The organism is Bremerella volcania, assembly GCF_007748115.1.
Lineage (GTDB): Bacteria > Planctomycetota > Planctomycetia > Pirellulales > Pirellulaceae > Bremerella > Bremerella volcania.
Genome location: NZ_CP036289.1, coordinates 6,099,516 through 6,114,066 on the forward strand (window position 1 = coordinate 6,099,516; position 14,551 = coordinate 6,114,066).

Below are 14,551 nucleotides of genomic sequence, written 5' to 3' on the forward strand. Positions count from 1 at the left end.
GGAATGTTAGCAAAGGGTGGGTTTCGGGGGCAATGTCGGTTATCAAGTGGTGAGGAAACAACCACCATTCCAGTCCCCTCTCCCCTCCGCAACATTATTCAACTGATAGCGGGCGAACCGACTAAAGCGCGGGTGCTTTCCGTGAACCTTTCAATAATTTCCCCCTCGCCAGCTGAAAAGTACTTGTTTACCCGTACGCTGGCGACTTAACTGAATGGTTCTTCCCATGTTACGATGTATGCCCTGGTGTGCGTGCGACGCGATCGACACGAAGGATGCTGCGATGAGAATACTCCTGTGGATGGCGTGTTGCCTGTTGGCGACTTCTCCTGTTTATGCCCAGGGCTACGTTGCCCCGGTGGCCCCTTTGTATGGTAACTATGGGTATGCCTCGACGGCGGCCGAAGGGGCGCTTAATGGGATGGCCAACGTGGTCAGTGCCCAGGGTTCGTACAACCTGCAAACGTCCGAAGCGGCGATCAACATGACTCAGGCCCAAAGCCAAGAGATCGCCAACCACCAGCAGTACGCCAATACCTACTTCCAGATGCGAGCCCAGCGCGACGCCTACGAGGCGAAGAAGCACCCGCGTCCGACCGAGGAACAACTGGTGAGCCTGGCCCAGTCAGAGGCCCCAAAGGGCCTTCCCCCAGGCAGCGTCGACAAAGAAACCGGCAAGCTCAATTGGCCCACCTTGCTGCAATACCCCGACTTTGAAAAGCAGCGCGAAGTCGTGGAAAGCCTGCTGAATAAGAACTCGGCCCACGGCATGCTCGGCGCCCAGGACGCTCAGCAGTTCACCGAGGCGGTCGAGCAAATGGCGACCACGCTGAAGCGCGGCATCACCAAGGTGCCTCCGCAGCAGTACATGGACGCCTACACGTTTCTGAAGAAGTTGCTTTACTCGACCTGTCAAACCCAGTTGCCTTAGTCAGCATTTTGCGTTTCGCTTTGGAGAACCCCGTCGTGATTCGACCTGCAACTTTATTCGCATTGGCTGTCCTGACTGCGGCAACCTGGCACTCCGTCGCCATCGCGGAAGACGCCCCAAAACCATCCGTGGAAGCCCTCGTTGAGGCAACCGCCAGCGAAGATGCCACCGTGCGGCGCGAAGCGATCGCCAAGCTGGTGGAGCTGCAGCCTGGCGCGGACGTCACCATCCCGCTGTTCACCAAGCTGCTGGAAGATTCCGATCCGGCCGTTCGCTTGCGGGTGATGAATGCCATCGCCGATGCCGGCCCGGCAGCGGTTCCTGGCTTGATCGAAGCATTGAAGAATGACAAAGCAGCCTTCTGGGCGTGCTTGATCTTGCGTGAACTCGGCCCTCAAGCTGCCGACGCCGCCCCAGCTTTGGCTGGCCTGGTTGAGAACGGCCAAGGCGAGATTCGCCGCGAGGCCCTGCTGGCGTTGGCATCGATGCCCAAGGCAGCCGAGAGTTACTTGCCGCTGATCACGAAGAGCCTCGCAGATGAGCAGCTCGAGATCGCGGCCATCTACACGTTGGGCTGCATCGGCAAATTGCCCCAGGAAGCGGCCGATCGTCTGCAGGCCAATGCCCGTGGCGAAGGACTGTTGTCGCTGGTCAGCCTCTGGGCACTCGCTCGCTCGAATCCGGCGGACCAAGAGCTGAACAAGCAGGCCATTCAGCGCCTGGCTGCTGGACTGAACTCGAAGTATCCCCTCGTTCGCGCGATGGCGTCGCAAGGGCTGGTTTCGCTCAAGGCTCCGCCCGCGCTGCTTAAAGAAGCCCTCAAGGATGACTTGAGCATGGCCGACGTGCCGGTCGTGCGTAACGCGCTGAACGTGTTGGCATCGATGGGCCCCGACGCGATTGAGCTGCTGACCGAAGCCTTGAAGCACCCGAGCGTTCAATACGACGCGATCCTGATCATTGGCGACATGGGCCCCAAGGGGGCGCCAGCCACCAGCGCGGTGGCCAAACTGATCGACAGCGACAACCTGCGGGTAGCCAACGAAGCGGTCGTGACGCTGGGTAAGATCGGCCCCGCTGCCAAGTCGGCCGTGCCGCAGCTGACCAAGGCGCTGGAAAAGGGTCAAGGATCGATCGCCCACAACGCGGCCCTGGCCCTGGGACGCATCGGCCCCGACGCGAAAGCCGCTCAGCCGAATCTCATTCAGGCGATGCAAGACGCCGAAGATCCAGGCTTGCGAATGCTGTGTGCTTGGGCGCTGGTCCACATCGACGCCGGTTCGCAGGCAACGCAAAAGGCCGTTGCCCCGATCGTGGATGAGGCCGCCAAGTCGGACAACCCGGTTCTGAAAAAGGCGGCAGACGAACTTCTGGCGAAGATGAAGGGGGCTGGCAACTAATCGTTGCCTGTAAGCTTTCCGCAAACGACGAAGCGCCCCGTGGCTACCGCCAGGCAATCAGTGCCGCGCCGGCCACGATCAGCACGCCACCAACCCAGTGCTGCCACGCGAGCTTCTCACCCAGAAAGATCGCGGCTAGCGCGATCGCAAAGACAACGCTTAGCTTGTCGACCGGGGCCACCGACGACGCTTGCCCTACGCTGAGAGCTTGAAAGTAGCATAGCCACGAAGCTCCGGTCGCCAGGCCGGATAGCGTAAGAAACAGGATCGCACTGCCCGAAAGAGAGCCCCAAGCCGGCATGCCGGTGGCAAAGACGATCCCCCAGGCCAGCACCAGGACGACGGTCGTTCGTATGGCCGTCGCCAGGTTCGGATCGATGCCGCTGGTTCCCGCTTTGGCCAGTACGGCCGTTATGCCAGCGAACAAGGCAGCCAAAAGCGACCAGTAAAACCAGTTCATCGTGCGTAACCTCGTAGGCGAATACGTTCAGACAGAGTGCGTTGTGGCTCAGTCTTCGCGATCACGAACCACCGGGTTGCCGGTCCACCGGGCGACGGCCCGGAGTCCTTGAAACGAGAAGACCGTGACGACCACCATCGTGATGAAGAAGCTCAAGCCGGAAGCTTTGCCGGCGTTAACGCCTTGCTGGTTGCCCCCAGCAGCGACCAGTGAGTAGACCAGGTATCCGGCGAAGCCGCCGAGCACCAGTGACCCAATCGCCACCACCCAGCCCACCAGCGTGAAGCTGCTGAAATCGATGTCGAGTTGATTGATCCACCTTCCAAAGCGGGCCGGTGCGCTGTGATCGTCGTCGTCGGGAACCATCGATTCAAACCTGCCAGGGGTGAGCGAAACCATTCGCCTCGTAGTATGCGAATCGTTGTCGAAGGGATCAAGCGTTTCCTTGATTTCTCACGCGTCAACAAATCCTTTGCCTTAAAATCACCATTGCCGTAGGCTGTCGGAAAACCACTTCTTTTCCTCCTTCCTCGGGAAATCTCGTCATGCGATGCGCGCCGATTTGGACTCTGGTATTGGTACTTGGCTTGGCCCCTTCTGCCTGGGCGCAGTTCGGCGGTGGTGGTTTTGGCAACGGAGGGGTCATGGAAGGTGGAATGGGAGGCTTTGAAGTGGCTCCTCCACCGGCACAAGAAGGCATTGCCGCCTATCGACCAGCCCCCGGGGACGCAGGCCGCTTTCAAGTGACCTGGACCGGCACCGATGCCCAGGCCAGCCAGAAGATCGCCGCCAGGATGCAAGACGAAACCAAAGTTCAATTCGTCGATACGCCTCTTTCCGAAGTGGTGGCCTATTTGAAGAACCTGCACCACATTCCCATCGTGATCGATCAGACCGCATTGGATGACAGCGATATCGACCTCGACGTCCCCATCAACGCCAACTTCGAGTCGCTCACGCTTGCGGCGGCGCTCGACCTTCTTACCCAGCAGCACGAGCTAGGGTGGATCATCGAAAAAGGAGCCCTGGTCATCACCTCCTACGATGCCGCCGACGAGCGGCTTTCCACTCGGATTTACAAGCTTCATCAACTGGAAGCCGTGGGAGCGGCAAAGGTCGTTGAAAAGATCGTTTTTCCCGAGTCGTGGAACGCTTTGGGAGGACACGCGGACATCGCCGTGATCCGCGATCGCAATTTGCTGGTCATCCGCCAGAATCGCGAAGGACATGAAGCGGTCGAATCGCTGCTCACGCAGTTAGAATCGATGAAGTAGGATTTGCGTGGTCGGCTAAACGTCGCTGGGGTTAACGCGGCGTAACCCCAGTTCGACCAGGATCGATCGCAACATCAAAACGACGGTCATGAACGCGGCCAAAACCATCAAGGCTCCGTCCGATGTCACTTCCCAATGATGTAGTCCAAGCAAAAAGAAGGTCGTCAGCACAACCGTCACCAACGTGGCGACGTGCCGCAGATTCTTCTCTGCCCGGGTAGCTTTCGCCGAGTAGGCCACCCTGCCGCGATGGTAGGCGACGTAGACAAGGACCAAACCGTAGCCCAGAGCAATCGCTAGGAGCAGAATAAGGATGAACATATTTCGCGACATGATAAGAGGAACGAGCCGCGAGAAATTGTAACACAGCCAGCGGAAGCCTACCCCGAATGGAGGCAACCATGTTCGGCATTGGGGAAGTTTCGACGTGAAAGCTACCGCCTAAGCCGACTAACCAACCGGGCGTCGTTTTCCCCGGCGGGTGCTTCCTCCGTCGCCGTTGTCGTCCTCATTACTGAAGACGAACAGCATCGCCACAACCATGCAAATCGGCACGATGATGTACCAACTGATGCCGGTGACCCAGGTCAGTATTATCCCGATCGCCAGGCCAACGGCTGCATGAACGGCGACCAGTAAGCCGATCACCACCAGCACGGCGTCTCGCAGCAGATGGAACAGATGTTTTTTCACTGAGGCGATTCCCGTGGTGCGTCAAGAAGAGATTCCACGGGAAGTGTACCTCACAAATCGCCGGGCGGCCCGATGGCAGGCACTAAAACGAGTGATCTTCCCCGCCAGCGATACTTCCCAGGGCACCCCAAACCCCATACGGACTGGGCTGCTGGGAATTGGCTGGGAGCGGGGCCTGGCTGAGATCGCCCGTGTCGACGTCATCGGTCACGTACCGTGTCGAGCCATCCGCCAAGACGACATGAGCCCCTTCCGCATGATAACTTGCCAAGCTGAAGAGCCCGTCGACCGCTTCGGTTCCGCTCAAACCGCAGCTGGGGCGATTGGGTGGCAGAATCGTATTGAACATCGCCGGACCCGCGGCCCCATCGGCCCAGCTGTAGCCGCGTGCGTGCGAGGCAAGATCGCGTCGATCCGACTCCCTTTTTTCGCCGGAACAAATCTCGGCATTGGATAGCTGCTCCAGCGACTGAGCGACCACGTTCATTTCAACGGCGATCTCCCCGAGCATCATCGTGTTCGAGGTGCCATCCGTGATATCGCGCATGTGAGTCCAACGCCCTGGCGAAAACGCCCCGCGTTGGCTTTCGCCTGAATGGTAAATGCGGGGCGTGTCCCCGATGCAGAACACATAATTGGTCGTTCCCAACGGCCGGGCACCGTCATATTGATCGGAAGGACAATTGAAATCGTGAAGCTGCGTCGTCCATGGCGCGTACGCTTCGACCCACGGGTCTGGCCCCAGCGCCGGATAGGTCTGACCGTCGACCGTTAAGGGAGCCATGATCGTTTCGTACAGCGTCCCCTGTTCCACGAACGGCAGCAGGGCAATCAAACCGCTCCGGCGATAGCCGCTATCGGTCATCTCGGTGGCTTCCGGTCGGTCGCCGCTCGAACAACTCGGCAGCGACTCGAACGTATCGTGATAGTTATGCACGCTCAGGCCAAGCTGCTTCAGATTGTTCTGGCACTGCATCCGGCGACTCGCCTCACGCGAGGTTCGCGACGCCGGCAGCAGCAAAGCGATCAGCAGCCCGATAATCGCCAGCACCACTAACAACTCGACAATCGTGAACCCACTCCGTAGTTTGTCGTAGGTAGTCATGACTAGGCCTCTTGCAGTTGCATGTCGGGGGTTGTTTTTCGCTTCATCGCATTGCGTTTTTTACGCCAGCGGATGACCTCGTAGGCGACCATCGGCACGACCCAGCTGAGCCAGGCATTGGCCTGGTAGGCAGCGAAGCTTTCGGTATCGGTGACGATCAGAATGCCAGCCGCAATGCGGAAGAACAGGGGAGCGATCAGCAGCAGAAAGCAGTGCGTGGCCCAGCGTTGATGAAGCGGGAAGTTCCGCTGCATCGCGTACCTGGCCGCCATGGCGACGGTCAGCGCGGTGGCGATCGCCTGCATGGCGAATCCGACTCCCGCAATCGGCCCGGTGAATGCCCAGAACGCCATGACGAAGCCGCTTGGTGCGACCAGACCCAACACGAGAAACAGCTGAGCCTTGCCCAGACGCCGGTGCCAGGTACCGTGCGATTTCCGCTTGCCGCTGACCATCAAGTAAGCGGCCAGTAGGATGGCGATCGGCGAAGCGATGATGTGCGTGTAGAAGGCCGGCGGGTAGATGCCGCGAAACGACTCTTCCCGCCCCAACAGAAAGACGGCGTCGAAGTTGGGGGGAAAGTAGTTCACGTACTCGGACACGACCGATACAAGCACCTTGCTCAGCAGCAGCACGACGACGCCTGCGGCGAGTGCTTTCAGGATTCGATAACGCGATGACGAGCCGTGCGGCTTCACGATCCCGCGGCCAAGTGCCGCCTCCGACGAGGTGATCCGATGAGACTCAAGACGAGCGAGGCCACCCGGGTAGTACGTGCGGGCCACCCTTGGAGGATAACCGAAGTTGCCGGGGGAGTCGATCAGATTGCAAGCGTTACTCGGCGGCGGCCTAGTGCCCGGACAGTTGGTCCGCTGCGTCCGCCTTGTCGTGAATGGCAAAGCGGTCGACCATCAGGGCGCTCGCTTCGTTCAGGCCGATCAGTTCGACTTCGATTTCCTTCTGGCGATACTTCACGATCACCTTGTCGAGCGCCCCGATCGCCGTGATGTCCCAGAAGTGAGCGGCGCTGACGTCGATGTGGACTCGGTCGAGTTTCTCTTGGTAATCGAATGAATTGAAGAAGCGATCGGCCGAGGCGAAGAAGACCTGCCCGGTGACGTTGTAGGTCTTTCCGGTGTTGCATTCGTGCATCTCCCCTTCGACGTTCAGAATCTGACCGACCTTGTGGGCGAAGAAGAAGCCAGACATCAGCACGCCGACCAGCACCCCTTGGGCCAGGTCGTGCGTCGCGACGACGACCACCACCGTGCTGACCATCACGGCGCTCGAGCTTTTCGGATGCAGCACCAGGTTCTTCAGCGATTCCCATTTGAACGTGCCAATGGAAACCATGATCATCACCGAGACGAGCGCGGCCATGGGAATCATCGAGACGTACTCTCCCAGAAACACGATCAGAATCAACAGGAAAACCCCAGCACACAGCGTCGACAGACGGCCTCGGCCGCCTGACTTCACGTTGATCACCGATTGCCCGATCATCGCACAACCAGCCATCCCACCCAGGAAACCAGCCAGGATGTTGGCACACCCTTGACCGACGCATTCCTGGTTCTTGTCACTGTGGGTGTCGGTCATTTCGTCGACGATCGACGCGGTCATCAATGATTCGAGCAAACCCACCACGGCCAAGGTAACCGAGACCGGGAAGATGATCTGCAGCGTTTCCCACGTCCAAGGGATTTCCGGCAACAGAAACACCGGCAGGCTGTCAGGCAGTTGTCCCATGTCGCCGACCGTGCGGATCTGGAAGCCGCACATGATCGAAACCACCGTCAGCACGCAGATGGCAATCAGCGGCGAGGGGACCGCTTTGGTCAGGTACGGGAACAAGTAGATGATCGCCAGCCCGGCGGCCACCATGGGGTAAACGATCCATGGCACGCCGATCAGTTCCGGCAGTTGTGCCATGAAGATCAGGATGGCCAGCGCGTTCACGAAGCCGGTGATCACCGACTTCGAGACGAATCGCATCAAGACGCCCAGCTTGAAGTAACCCGCGGCGATCTGCAGCAGCCCGGTCAGAATAGTAGCGGCCAAGAGGTACTGCAGGCCGTGCTCTTTGACCAGCGTGACCATGACCAGGGCCATCGCCCCGGTCGCGGCCGAGATCATGCCCGGCCGGCCGCCGACGAAAGCACTGACCGCGGCAATGCAGAAGGAAGCGTAAAGCCCGACCTTCGGGTCGACCCCGGCGATGATCGAAAACGCGATCGCTTCGGGAATCAGGGCCAACGCCACCACCAGGCCTGCGAGCAGGTCCTTCGGTACGTTGCCAAACCATTGTTGACGCAGAGGTTCAGGCTTATGCATCTCGTTGTTTTTCCGGACGGTGTTTTCGGGTGAGGATCGGCGAAAGGCATTTCCGTCAGATCCGGTGGGGGGCATGGAGGGCACGAACTCGGTGTACATCAGCGGAGGATAGAGAAAGTTTCGCTGGCCTGATGTGGAAATAATCCACGTTCAAGCTAGGACATGGTGGGCGAACTTCACGCTGAGAGACAAATACCTACACCGGTTTAACTGCCTTTATTAAGTCTTTTTGTTACTTGTACGGCGATCATATTACCACAATCAGTTTTTAGGCGGTAGTTCAAATCTCGTGAAGTTTCCCCCACCCATTCGGCCAAGTCCCGAATGGAAAGTTGTCTGCCGTAAGTAGCTCTTTAAAAAGGAATATAAACACGCTAGACTTTAAGTCCTCTTTCAATCTCATTTTTCTCTTTACCTGAGACTCTTCCCATGAAGACTGTGAATCGCGGTTTCACGCTCGTGGAGCTCTTGGTCGTCATCGCTATCATTGGCGTCTTGATTGCCCTGCTGCTACCTGCCGTCCAACAAGCTCGTGAGGCTGCCCGACGTATGACGTGCAGCAACCATCTGAAACAGATCGGCCTGGCCCTGCACAACTATCACGACACGTTTCAATCGCTGCCTCCTGGCGGCCTTTGGGCGAACGACATGCCTTGGGTGACGCCGGCCCCTGCGTCCCCCAACCCGTACCGTGGCGGCGTGTTCACCAGTCTGTTACCGTTCATTGAACAGGCTTCGCTTCACAACCAGATTGACTTCACCAACAGCACCAACGTTCACGATCAGTGGGCCGACAGTCCGGCGAATACCATTCGCGTGCGACAGGTCATCATCGAAGCGTACCAATGCCCCAGCGATACGCACGGAGGTCTGATCCCCGGTACGACCAATGCCGCCCACAACTACTCGGCCAACTACGGCCCGTCTGGGGTTGGCAGCACCGGCAATCCGAATTGCTCGTGTGCGCAGGGCGCTGTCTTTAACGGATTCAAGATCGACAACAAGCACAATCAGGATAACCCTGCTGGCCCCTTTACCCGGGGTGGCAATCGCTACTGCGGCAAGTTCAGCGAAACGACCGACGGGCTATCGAACACCATCTACTTCGGCGAAGTTCGTTCCGATTGCTCGGTGCATGCTCGCAACGGATGGTCTCACTCCAATAACGGCAGCGGCCTGGTGAACACATTGATTCCGATCAATACCGATACCTGCCACGATCCGGCGGATGCCCCGGGCGGCGATACTTGCTATGCGAAGTGCAACTGGAATTTGGAGTTCGGGTTTCGCTCGATGCACCCAGGCGGCGCCCAGTTCGTGCATGGTGATGGCTCGGTTGCCTTTCGCGCCGAAACGATCGACCACGACGCCTACCAGCGTCTTGGCCAGCGAGACGACGGCCAGCCGGTCAATTTGAATTAATCCCACCTCGCCACTCCTTCCTGCTGGTACCTTAGTTATGCACAAGCGAACTTCTGCGCTGATGATGTCGATCTGCCTGGGTCTGGGCACCGCTTTGCTAGGCTGTTCCGGCAATGGAATGCTGCCAGTCGAAGGGACCGTCACACTCGATGGCCAGCCACTTGACGGCGCCGCGATCAGTTTCGTGCCGGCCGAAGGTGGTCGTCCTTCGACGGGGCAAACCGACGATCAGGGTCACTTCACGCTCGCTTCGTACACCGCCGGCGATGGCGTGCCCCCAGGCGAGTACAAAGTAACCGTCGTCAAGCTGGATACCCGCCGCCAGGCCGAAGCGGCCCCTGTGGAAGAAGGTACTGAAGCGGACCAGCAGGTGATGGGCAACATTGAACAGGCAGTCAAATTCCTCACGCCGATGAAGTATTCGTCGCCAGCGACGACCGATTTGAAAGTCGAAGTGAAAGCGAACATGGAACCGGTGCAGATCGACCTGAAGTCCGGCCGCTAGTGCTGCGAGGTAATCGTCGTGGCCTGGCCGATGGCGACGCGCTGGCCAGAGCGGATGTAGCCCCAGTGACCAACGCCATCCGTTTCAAATTGGACGAACATGTTATCCAGCCGGCGCGAGCGAATTAAGAGAGATCGGCTGTCTTCCGAGAGTTCGATCTGGCTCTCTCCCTGGTCGCGACGTTCCAGTAGTTGAACGATTTCGGGGTCCTCCAGCAGTTGGGCATTATCGGGCACGATCGAAAACATGCAGTCCCCTTCGATATCGCCTGGCGGAATCGCGCAGAGGATAAAGCCAATATGCTGGGTGCCGTCGAGAGTCTGCAGGACGATGGCTTTCATGGAAAGGATTCACTGAGAACATGTAGCCGCCATAAAGGAAGTTCCAGGTCATTGTAATCCAAACTTGCTGGGACTCTCCTACTTTTTAATCTCTCCCTCGCAGGAAGTCTCCTCTTTGCGGACCATGACTTTATGTTTTCGCGCAAATCACTTCGTCACGACCCAAGAACTCGAAGCCAAACGCTCCGACGAAAAAAAACGCCACGCACACAAGTGCACGCGGCGTTTTCACAGGATAGGCGAAAGAGCCCATGAGCTAGTCTAACAACTGGTCCAACTCATTGAGGATGCCTTGTAACTGGGCGTCACCTGATGCGTCGTTTTTCATCGATTCGATTTGTTCTCGCATGAGGGCCCGAGCATCGGGAAATTTTCCCAGCGAGGAATTTGAACTGCTGAGGGGCGATCTTGCAGGCGTCCTCGAATCCTTAACCAGTCTCTTGTACAAATCGGCGGCCTCAGGCGATTTAGCCGCTAGTTCATTGAGAGTTGACGCGACAAACACTTGTTCGCTGCCATCCCTCTTCTTGATCGAAACGGAGACTTCCTTATCCGACTCGACGATTTTAATTTCATTTCCTTCTAAGGTTGCTTCCGTCGTACGCTTCCATGATTGACTGGCGTCGGGGCCGCCCGACATCATCGTTTGCTTCATCCGGGTAGGTCGCATTCGAGCGTTACGCGGCAAGGCATCACGGTTGGGTCGATCTCCCTTCATTTCGGGCATGTTTTCGTCGTCATCTTCTCCGAGGGAAACCGAAACAGCCGCTCGAGACTGTGATCGAGACATCGATGCGGCTGCACCGAGGCCCCTTCCGTTGCCCCTGCCACCTTCTCCTGCTCCGGCTCCGGCCCCGGCTCCGAACCCGAACCCGCTCGCGCCGCCAGACGCGCTAGCTGACGCCGAAGCTCTCTTTCCTAATTTTGATTTCTCGACGGCATTGTCTGCCATTTCCTGATCCTGGTTTGGCTTTTCAACTTGCTGTGCAAGTGAAAATGGCACAAGGCTTAATACGCCTACGCACATGAGTGCCCAAGCAATTGCACGGGGGGGTGAATGGTGTGAGCGATACATCGCCGCGATCCTTTCTCTGAGATTAGAAATACTACCTATCATCGCCGCGGCCCCTCCAAGGGATACCACCGGCTGCTCTGCAAGTTGAACTAGAAGGCGAGCATAATCCGCAGGAGCGCCTTCCGAATGAGACAACGCCATCTTGTCACAAGCTATTTCTTGCGCCGCCAGATAACGCTGGGTTGCGACCCATACAAGAGGATGAAAGAAAAATAAGGAACGGCAGCAGGCAACAAAACGATTCCAAGCTAAGTCTTTGCGAATGAAATGTGCCAGTTCATGAGCCAAAGCAAGTTGCAATTCCGTCGAGGAGCACCGCTCTAACCATCGTGCGGGAAGTAGCACGACCGGCTGATTTCCCCGTTTGACCAAACAAGGACTACCACTGCCGTCGTAGACTCGTATCTGCGGCTTGGATACTAGGTGCAACCTTTTCATGATGACTTGCACATGCTGCACAACCGCGGTACCCACGGTCAGCCGGGAGGCTTCCAAGCGACGTCGTACATTTCGGGCATCTTGGTGCATCGAAAGAGCACAAACTCCGATGCCGGCGATCCAGGTGAAAAAGAGCATCAGTTGAAGGTTCGGAAAGTGTGCTTCAGGCGTTGCTCTGCTCGCTTCTAGCGAGGGAACGACGTTTACATGTTCGACGGACAACGATTGCGTCTCAACATGGGGAACCGGCCCGGGCAAGACAGGAATAGGAAGCGTGATAGGTAACAAGGCGAGAACGATCTTGAGGAAGACTAGACGCCATAACCAACTACGCCACGTCGCGGGCATCGATTGCCACCGTGAGTCGATCAGCCATGCGATGGATACGGCTATGGCCCCATGCCAACTTGCCCGCCACATCGCCGCCGACCAGTACTCTATTACATCGGTCAGTACTTCAATCATGACCCCTCCTCGGCTTCGGACTGCCGGGCTTGAAGTTCTTCCACCAGCGCCTTAAGTTGCTCAAGCTCTTCCGCATCTAGATTTCTATCTTGCAAATAAGCCACGACGGGAGAAACGGATCCACCGAGCATCTTGTGAACAAACTCCCCCACAAGTCGCGGCAAAATCTCGGTGACCGACTGACGAGTCGAGTAATGATTGACCCCTTTTATCGAACGTCGGGAAAGATATCCCTTCTTCCTCAATCGCTCAAGAGTTGTCAGGACCGTCGTCCGAGCTTGACCGGTACGGCTAGCTAAATGCTCCGCCAGTGTTCTTACGGAAACCGGCTGCAACTGGTCTACCGCCTGGAGCAGATCAAGTTCCACTTTCCCTAATGTTTTTCGTTCCGTCATGCCTCAAACGATCCTTTCTGACTACTGCTGTCGTCACATCTTAGCCGCCGACTACAGGACTAGTCAACAGAATTGCAAAAAATTTTTTACTCCCATGTTCTACAGGCGCAGCAAAATTCCAGGTGACTTTCAAAGCAGGCGTTACTGCCCCAGCGAAGCCATGCGAAGAACGTATCTCCAGGAAGTTCTCGGTTTCAGTGCGCTGCTTCTACTGCCTTCCAATGCAGTACAAGTATTTGCCACTGCGAATGAGCAGGCGATTGCCGTCGACGGCGGGGCTGGCGTCGAAGCGCGTTCCGTCGGAAAGCTCGTTGCGGGCCGACTGCTGGAATTCGGGCCGTGCGGCGACAACCAGTGTGGCGCCATTGCGAGCGAGGTAGTAAATCCGCCCCTCAGCCATGACAGGAGAAGCGTAGACCTGGTCAAACCGCCCCAGACGTTCCTGGTAGACCACCTCTCCCGTCTTCGCATCGGCACAATAGGCGATGCTGCCGTTGTAATCGATATAGTAGAGATGCCCTTGGTGATAGATCGGCGACGGAACGTTGGTGCCGGCATTGCTTGTCCACAAGCGATGCGTATCGGTCACGTCGCCACTGCCACCAGCGCGCACTGCGAGGGCCGCGGTGCCAGAGCGACCACCGACGAAGTAAACCACCCCGTCAGCCGCGACACCGGTGGGCACCATGTACCAGGAGATGCCGGTCTTGCAGGTCCACAGCGAATCGCCGGTCGCAGGATCGAACGCCATGACGTCGCCGTGCCGCGCGACGACCAATTCCTTTCGGCCGGAATCGGCGGTGACGATGATCGGCGTGTTCCAGGCCTCCCGAATACCACCGGCCTGCCAACGCCGCTCGCCGGTGGCTCGATCAAGCGCCACCAGCGATTCACTTTCGATACTGGCATTGATGATCACCAGGTCTTCAACCAGCAGCGGCGATGCCGCGGTGCCCCAGCCGTTGGTGTTGCTTCCTACGTCGGCTTGCCACTTTTGGTTTCCTTGATGATCGTAAGCGATCACTCCTGACTTGCCGAGAAACGCCACCACGCCGCTCTTATCAGCGACGCACGTGTTGGCAGCATAACCATGATCGCGAATGTTTTCTTCCTCAGGAAGCTTGGCAGCCACGGCTTTGTCCCACACGATCTGCCCCGAAGCGCGATCCAGCGCCAACACGTGACGCTGCAAGTTGTCCAGGCTCCCTCTGTCCTGACCGGGAACCAGATAGCCGGTGTAGCTGGTCAGGTAGATATGGTCACCGTAAGTAACGGGACTCGAGGCTCCCGAGCCAGGGAGTTCGGTTTTCCAAACGATGTTCTCCGACTCGCTCCACGTCAACGGCAAACCGGTGGCCGCCGACGTCCCCATACCACTTGGGCCACGAAACCGGGGCCAATCATCAGAGGTTGCGGCGTCGCTTTCCGTCGCTGTCAAGGAAGTCGGTTCCTGCGGCGCCTGGGCATCACAAGAGGTCCCGATCAGTAGAACCGAAAACGAAAGAGACAAGATTCGGAAGGAAAGCGTGAAGAGACGAAGCATGACTCACCGTGGGGCTTGCGAGGGGAGGCAAATTCGGAAGCGTTGCGCCAAAACGTGCGACAACAGCGTTCACAGTAACTCATTCGAAATGATTTAGCCACAAATAGCGGCGCGGTCCTCCACCGGCAAAGCGAAGCTCTCGGAGCGAGCCATCCCACGCCGTCGCTGGC

The 14,551-nt window shown here is 57.8% G+C and carries 16 protein-coding genes; 5 read left to right on the forward strand and 11 right to left on the reverse strand.

What is annotated here, in order from left to right:
- The first annotated feature begins 283 nt into the window (after nucleotides 1–283).
- Both Pan97_RS24375 and Pan97_RS24380 read left to right on the forward strand, forming a co-directional pair.
- Nucleotides 284–931, forward strand: a complete 648-nt coding sequence (locus Pan97_RS24375; protein WP_144977326.1) for a hypothetical protein — start codon at nucleotides 284–286, stop codon at nucleotides 929–931.
- A gap of 35 nt (nucleotides 932–966) precedes the next feature.
- Nucleotides 967–2,331, forward strand: a complete 1,365-nt coding sequence (locus Pan97_RS24380) for a HEAT repeat domain-containing protein (protein WP_144977328.1) — start codon at nucleotides 967–969, stop codon at nucleotides 2,329–2,331.
- 43 nt (nucleotides 2,332–2,374) lie between these two features.
- Here Pan97_RS24380 and Pan97_RS24385 read toward each other — a convergent pair whose 3' ends face one another.
- Nucleotides 2,375–2,791 carry an EamA family transporter gene (locus Pan97_RS24385; RefSeq protein WP_144977331.1) on the reverse strand — a complete coding sequence of 139 codons (417 nt, stop codon included), beginning with the start codon at nucleotides 2,789–2,791 and terminating at the stop codon, nucleotides 2,375–2,377.
- A gap of 48 nt (nucleotides 2,792–2,839) precedes the next feature.
- Entirely contained in the window at nucleotides 2,840–3,190 is a 351-nt protein-coding gene (locus Pan97_RS24390; protein WP_144977334.1) for a hypothetical protein, read from the reverse strand.
- Between the two features lie 146 nt (nucleotides 3,191–3,336).
- Here Pan97_RS24390 and Pan97_RS24395 point away from each other — a divergent pair, with 146 nt between their 5' ends.
- The gene (locus Pan97_RS24395) at nucleotides 3,337–4,065 is read left to right on the forward strand and encodes a hypothetical protein (protein ID WP_144977337.1); all 729 of its coding nucleotides are present in this window, start codon (nucleotides 3,337–3,339) and stop codon (nucleotides 4,063–4,065) included.
- Nucleotides 4,066–4,080: 15 nt separating this feature from the next.
- Here the strand turns inward: Pan97_RS24395 and Pan97_RS24400 are convergent, their stop codons facing one another.
- The 5 genes from Pan97_RS24400 to Pan97_RS24420 form a co-directional block, all read right to left on the reverse strand.
- Nucleotides 4,081–4,398: a hypothetical protein gene (locus Pan97_RS24400; RefSeq protein ID WP_144977340.1), complete on the reverse strand. Its 318-nt coding sequence runs from the start codon at nucleotides 4,396–4,398 to the stop codon at nucleotides 4,081–4,083.
- Nucleotides 4,399–4,515: 117 nt separating this feature from the next.
- The gene (locus Pan97_RS24405) at nucleotides 4,516–4,758 is read right to left on the reverse strand and encodes a hypothetical protein (protein WP_144977344.1); all 243 of its coding nucleotides are present in this window, start codon (nucleotides 4,756–4,758) and stop codon (nucleotides 4,516–4,518) included.
- Between the two features lie 82 nt (nucleotides 4,759–4,840).
- A complete protein-coding gene (locus tag Pan97_RS24410; RefSeq protein WP_144977347.1) occupies nucleotides 4,841–5,863 on the reverse strand; it encodes a DUF1559 domain-containing protein in 1,023 nt (340 codons plus the stop codon).
- 2 nt (nucleotides 5,864–5,865) lie between these two features.
- Nucleotides 5,866–6,648, reverse strand: coding sequence for a DUF2306 domain-containing protein (locus tag Pan97_RS24415; protein WP_165698958.1), 783 nt, complete (start codon nucleotides 6,646–6,648; stop codon nucleotides 5,866–5,868).
- A gap of 64 nt (nucleotides 6,649–6,712) precedes the next feature.
- Nucleotides 6,713–8,197, reverse strand: coding sequence for a SulP family inorganic anion transporter (locus Pan97_RS24420; RefSeq protein ID WP_144977354.1), 1,485 nt, complete (start codon nucleotides 8,195–8,197; stop codon nucleotides 6,713–6,715).
- A gap of 429 nt (nucleotides 8,198–8,626) precedes the next feature.
- Here Pan97_RS24420 and Pan97_RS24425 point away from each other — a divergent pair, with 429 nt between their 5' ends.
- Nucleotides 8,627–9,619 carry a DUF1559 domain-containing protein gene (locus tag Pan97_RS24425; RefSeq protein WP_144977357.1) on the forward strand — a complete coding sequence of 331 codons (993 nt, stop codon included), beginning with the start codon at nucleotides 8,627–8,629 and terminating at the stop codon, nucleotides 9,617–9,619.
- A gap of 37 nt (nucleotides 9,620–9,656) precedes the next feature.
- On the forward strand, nucleotides 9,657–10,124 hold the full coding sequence (locus tag Pan97_RS24430) for a carboxypeptidase-like regulatory domain-containing protein (RefSeq protein WP_196782209.1): 468 nt from the start codon (nucleotides 9,657–9,659) through the stop codon (nucleotides 10,122–10,124).
- Here the strand turns inward: Pan97_RS24430 and Pan97_RS24435 are convergent.
- The 4 genes from Pan97_RS24435 to Pan97_RS24450 form a co-directional block, all read right to left on the reverse strand.
- Nucleotides 10,121–10,465: a hypothetical protein gene (locus Pan97_RS24435; RefSeq protein ID WP_144977360.1), complete on the reverse strand. Its 345-nt coding sequence runs from the start codon at nucleotides 10,463–10,465 to the stop codon at nucleotides 10,121–10,123. The genes Pan97_RS24430 and Pan97_RS24435 overlap by 4 nt on opposite strands.
- A gap of 256 nt (nucleotides 10,466–10,721) precedes the next feature.
- Nucleotides 10,722–12,443 (reverse strand): M56 family metallopeptidase, encoded by a 1,722-nt coding sequence (locus tag Pan97_RS24440; RefSeq protein ID WP_144977363.1) that lies wholly within the window; start codon nucleotides 12,441–12,443, stop codon nucleotides 10,722–10,724.
- Entirely contained in the window at nucleotides 12,440–12,838 is a 399-nt protein-coding gene (locus tag Pan97_RS24445; protein WP_144977365.1) for a BlaI/MecI/CopY family transcriptional regulator, read from the reverse strand. Before Pan97_RS24445 ends, Pan97_RS24440 begins: the two co-directional genes overlap by 4 nt.
- A gap of 208 nt (nucleotides 12,839–13,046) precedes the next feature.
- Complete coding sequence (locus Pan97_RS24450) at nucleotides 13,047–14,276, reverse strand: outer membrane protein assembly factor BamB family protein (protein ID WP_165698959.1); 1,230 nt, start codon at nucleotides 14,274–14,276, stop codon at nucleotides 13,047–13,049.
- Nucleotides 14,277–14,551: the final 275 nt, after the last annotated feature.

Coding starts and splice junctions, on each gene's coding strand:
- Pan97_RS24400 (WP_144977340.1), bottom strand. CDS start 4,398: ATGTCGCGAAATATGTTCATCCTTATTCTGCTCCTAGCGATTGCTCTG.
- Pan97_RS24385 (WP_144977331.1), bottom strand. CDS start 2,791: ATGAACTGGTTTTACTGGTCGCTTTTGGCTGCCTTGTTCGCTGGCATA.
- Pan97_RS24420 (WP_144977354.1), bottom strand. CDS start 8,197: ATGCATAAGCCTGAACCTCTGCGTCAACAATGGTTTGGCAACGTACCG.
- Pan97_RS24445 (WP_144977365.1), bottom strand. CDS start 12,838: ATGACGGAACGAAAAACATTAGGGAAAGTGGAACTTGATCTGCTCCAG.
- Pan97_RS24435 (WP_144977360.1), bottom strand. CDS start 10,465: ATGAAAGCCATCGTCCTGCAGACTCTCGACGGCACCCAGCATATTGGC.
- Pan97_RS24425 (WP_144977357.1), top strand. CDS start 8,627: ATGAAGACTGTGAATCGCGGTTTCACGCTCGTGGAGCTCTTGGTCGTC.
- Pan97_RS24390 (WP_144977334.1), bottom strand. CDS start 3,190: ATGGTTTCGCTCACCCCTGGCAGGTTTGAATCGATGGTTCCCGACGAC.
- Pan97_RS24430 (WP_196782209.1), top strand. CDS start 9,657: ATGCACAAGCGAACTTCTGCGCTGATGATGTCGATCTGCCTGGGTCTG.
- Pan97_RS24410 (WP_144977347.1), bottom strand. CDS start 5,863: ATGACTACCTACGACAAACTACGGAGTGGGTTCACGATTGTCGAGTTG.
- Pan97_RS24375 (WP_144977326.1), top strand. CDS start 284: ATGAGAATACTCCTGTGGATGGCGTGTTGCCTGTTGGCGACTTCTCCT.
- Pan97_RS24440 (WP_144977363.1), bottom strand. CDS start 12,443: ATGATTGAAGTACTGACCGATGTAATAGAGTACTGGTCGGCGGCGATG.
- Pan97_RS24395 (WP_144977337.1), top strand. CDS start 3,337: ATGCGATGCGCGCCGATTTGGACTCTGGTATTGGTACTTGGCTTGGCC.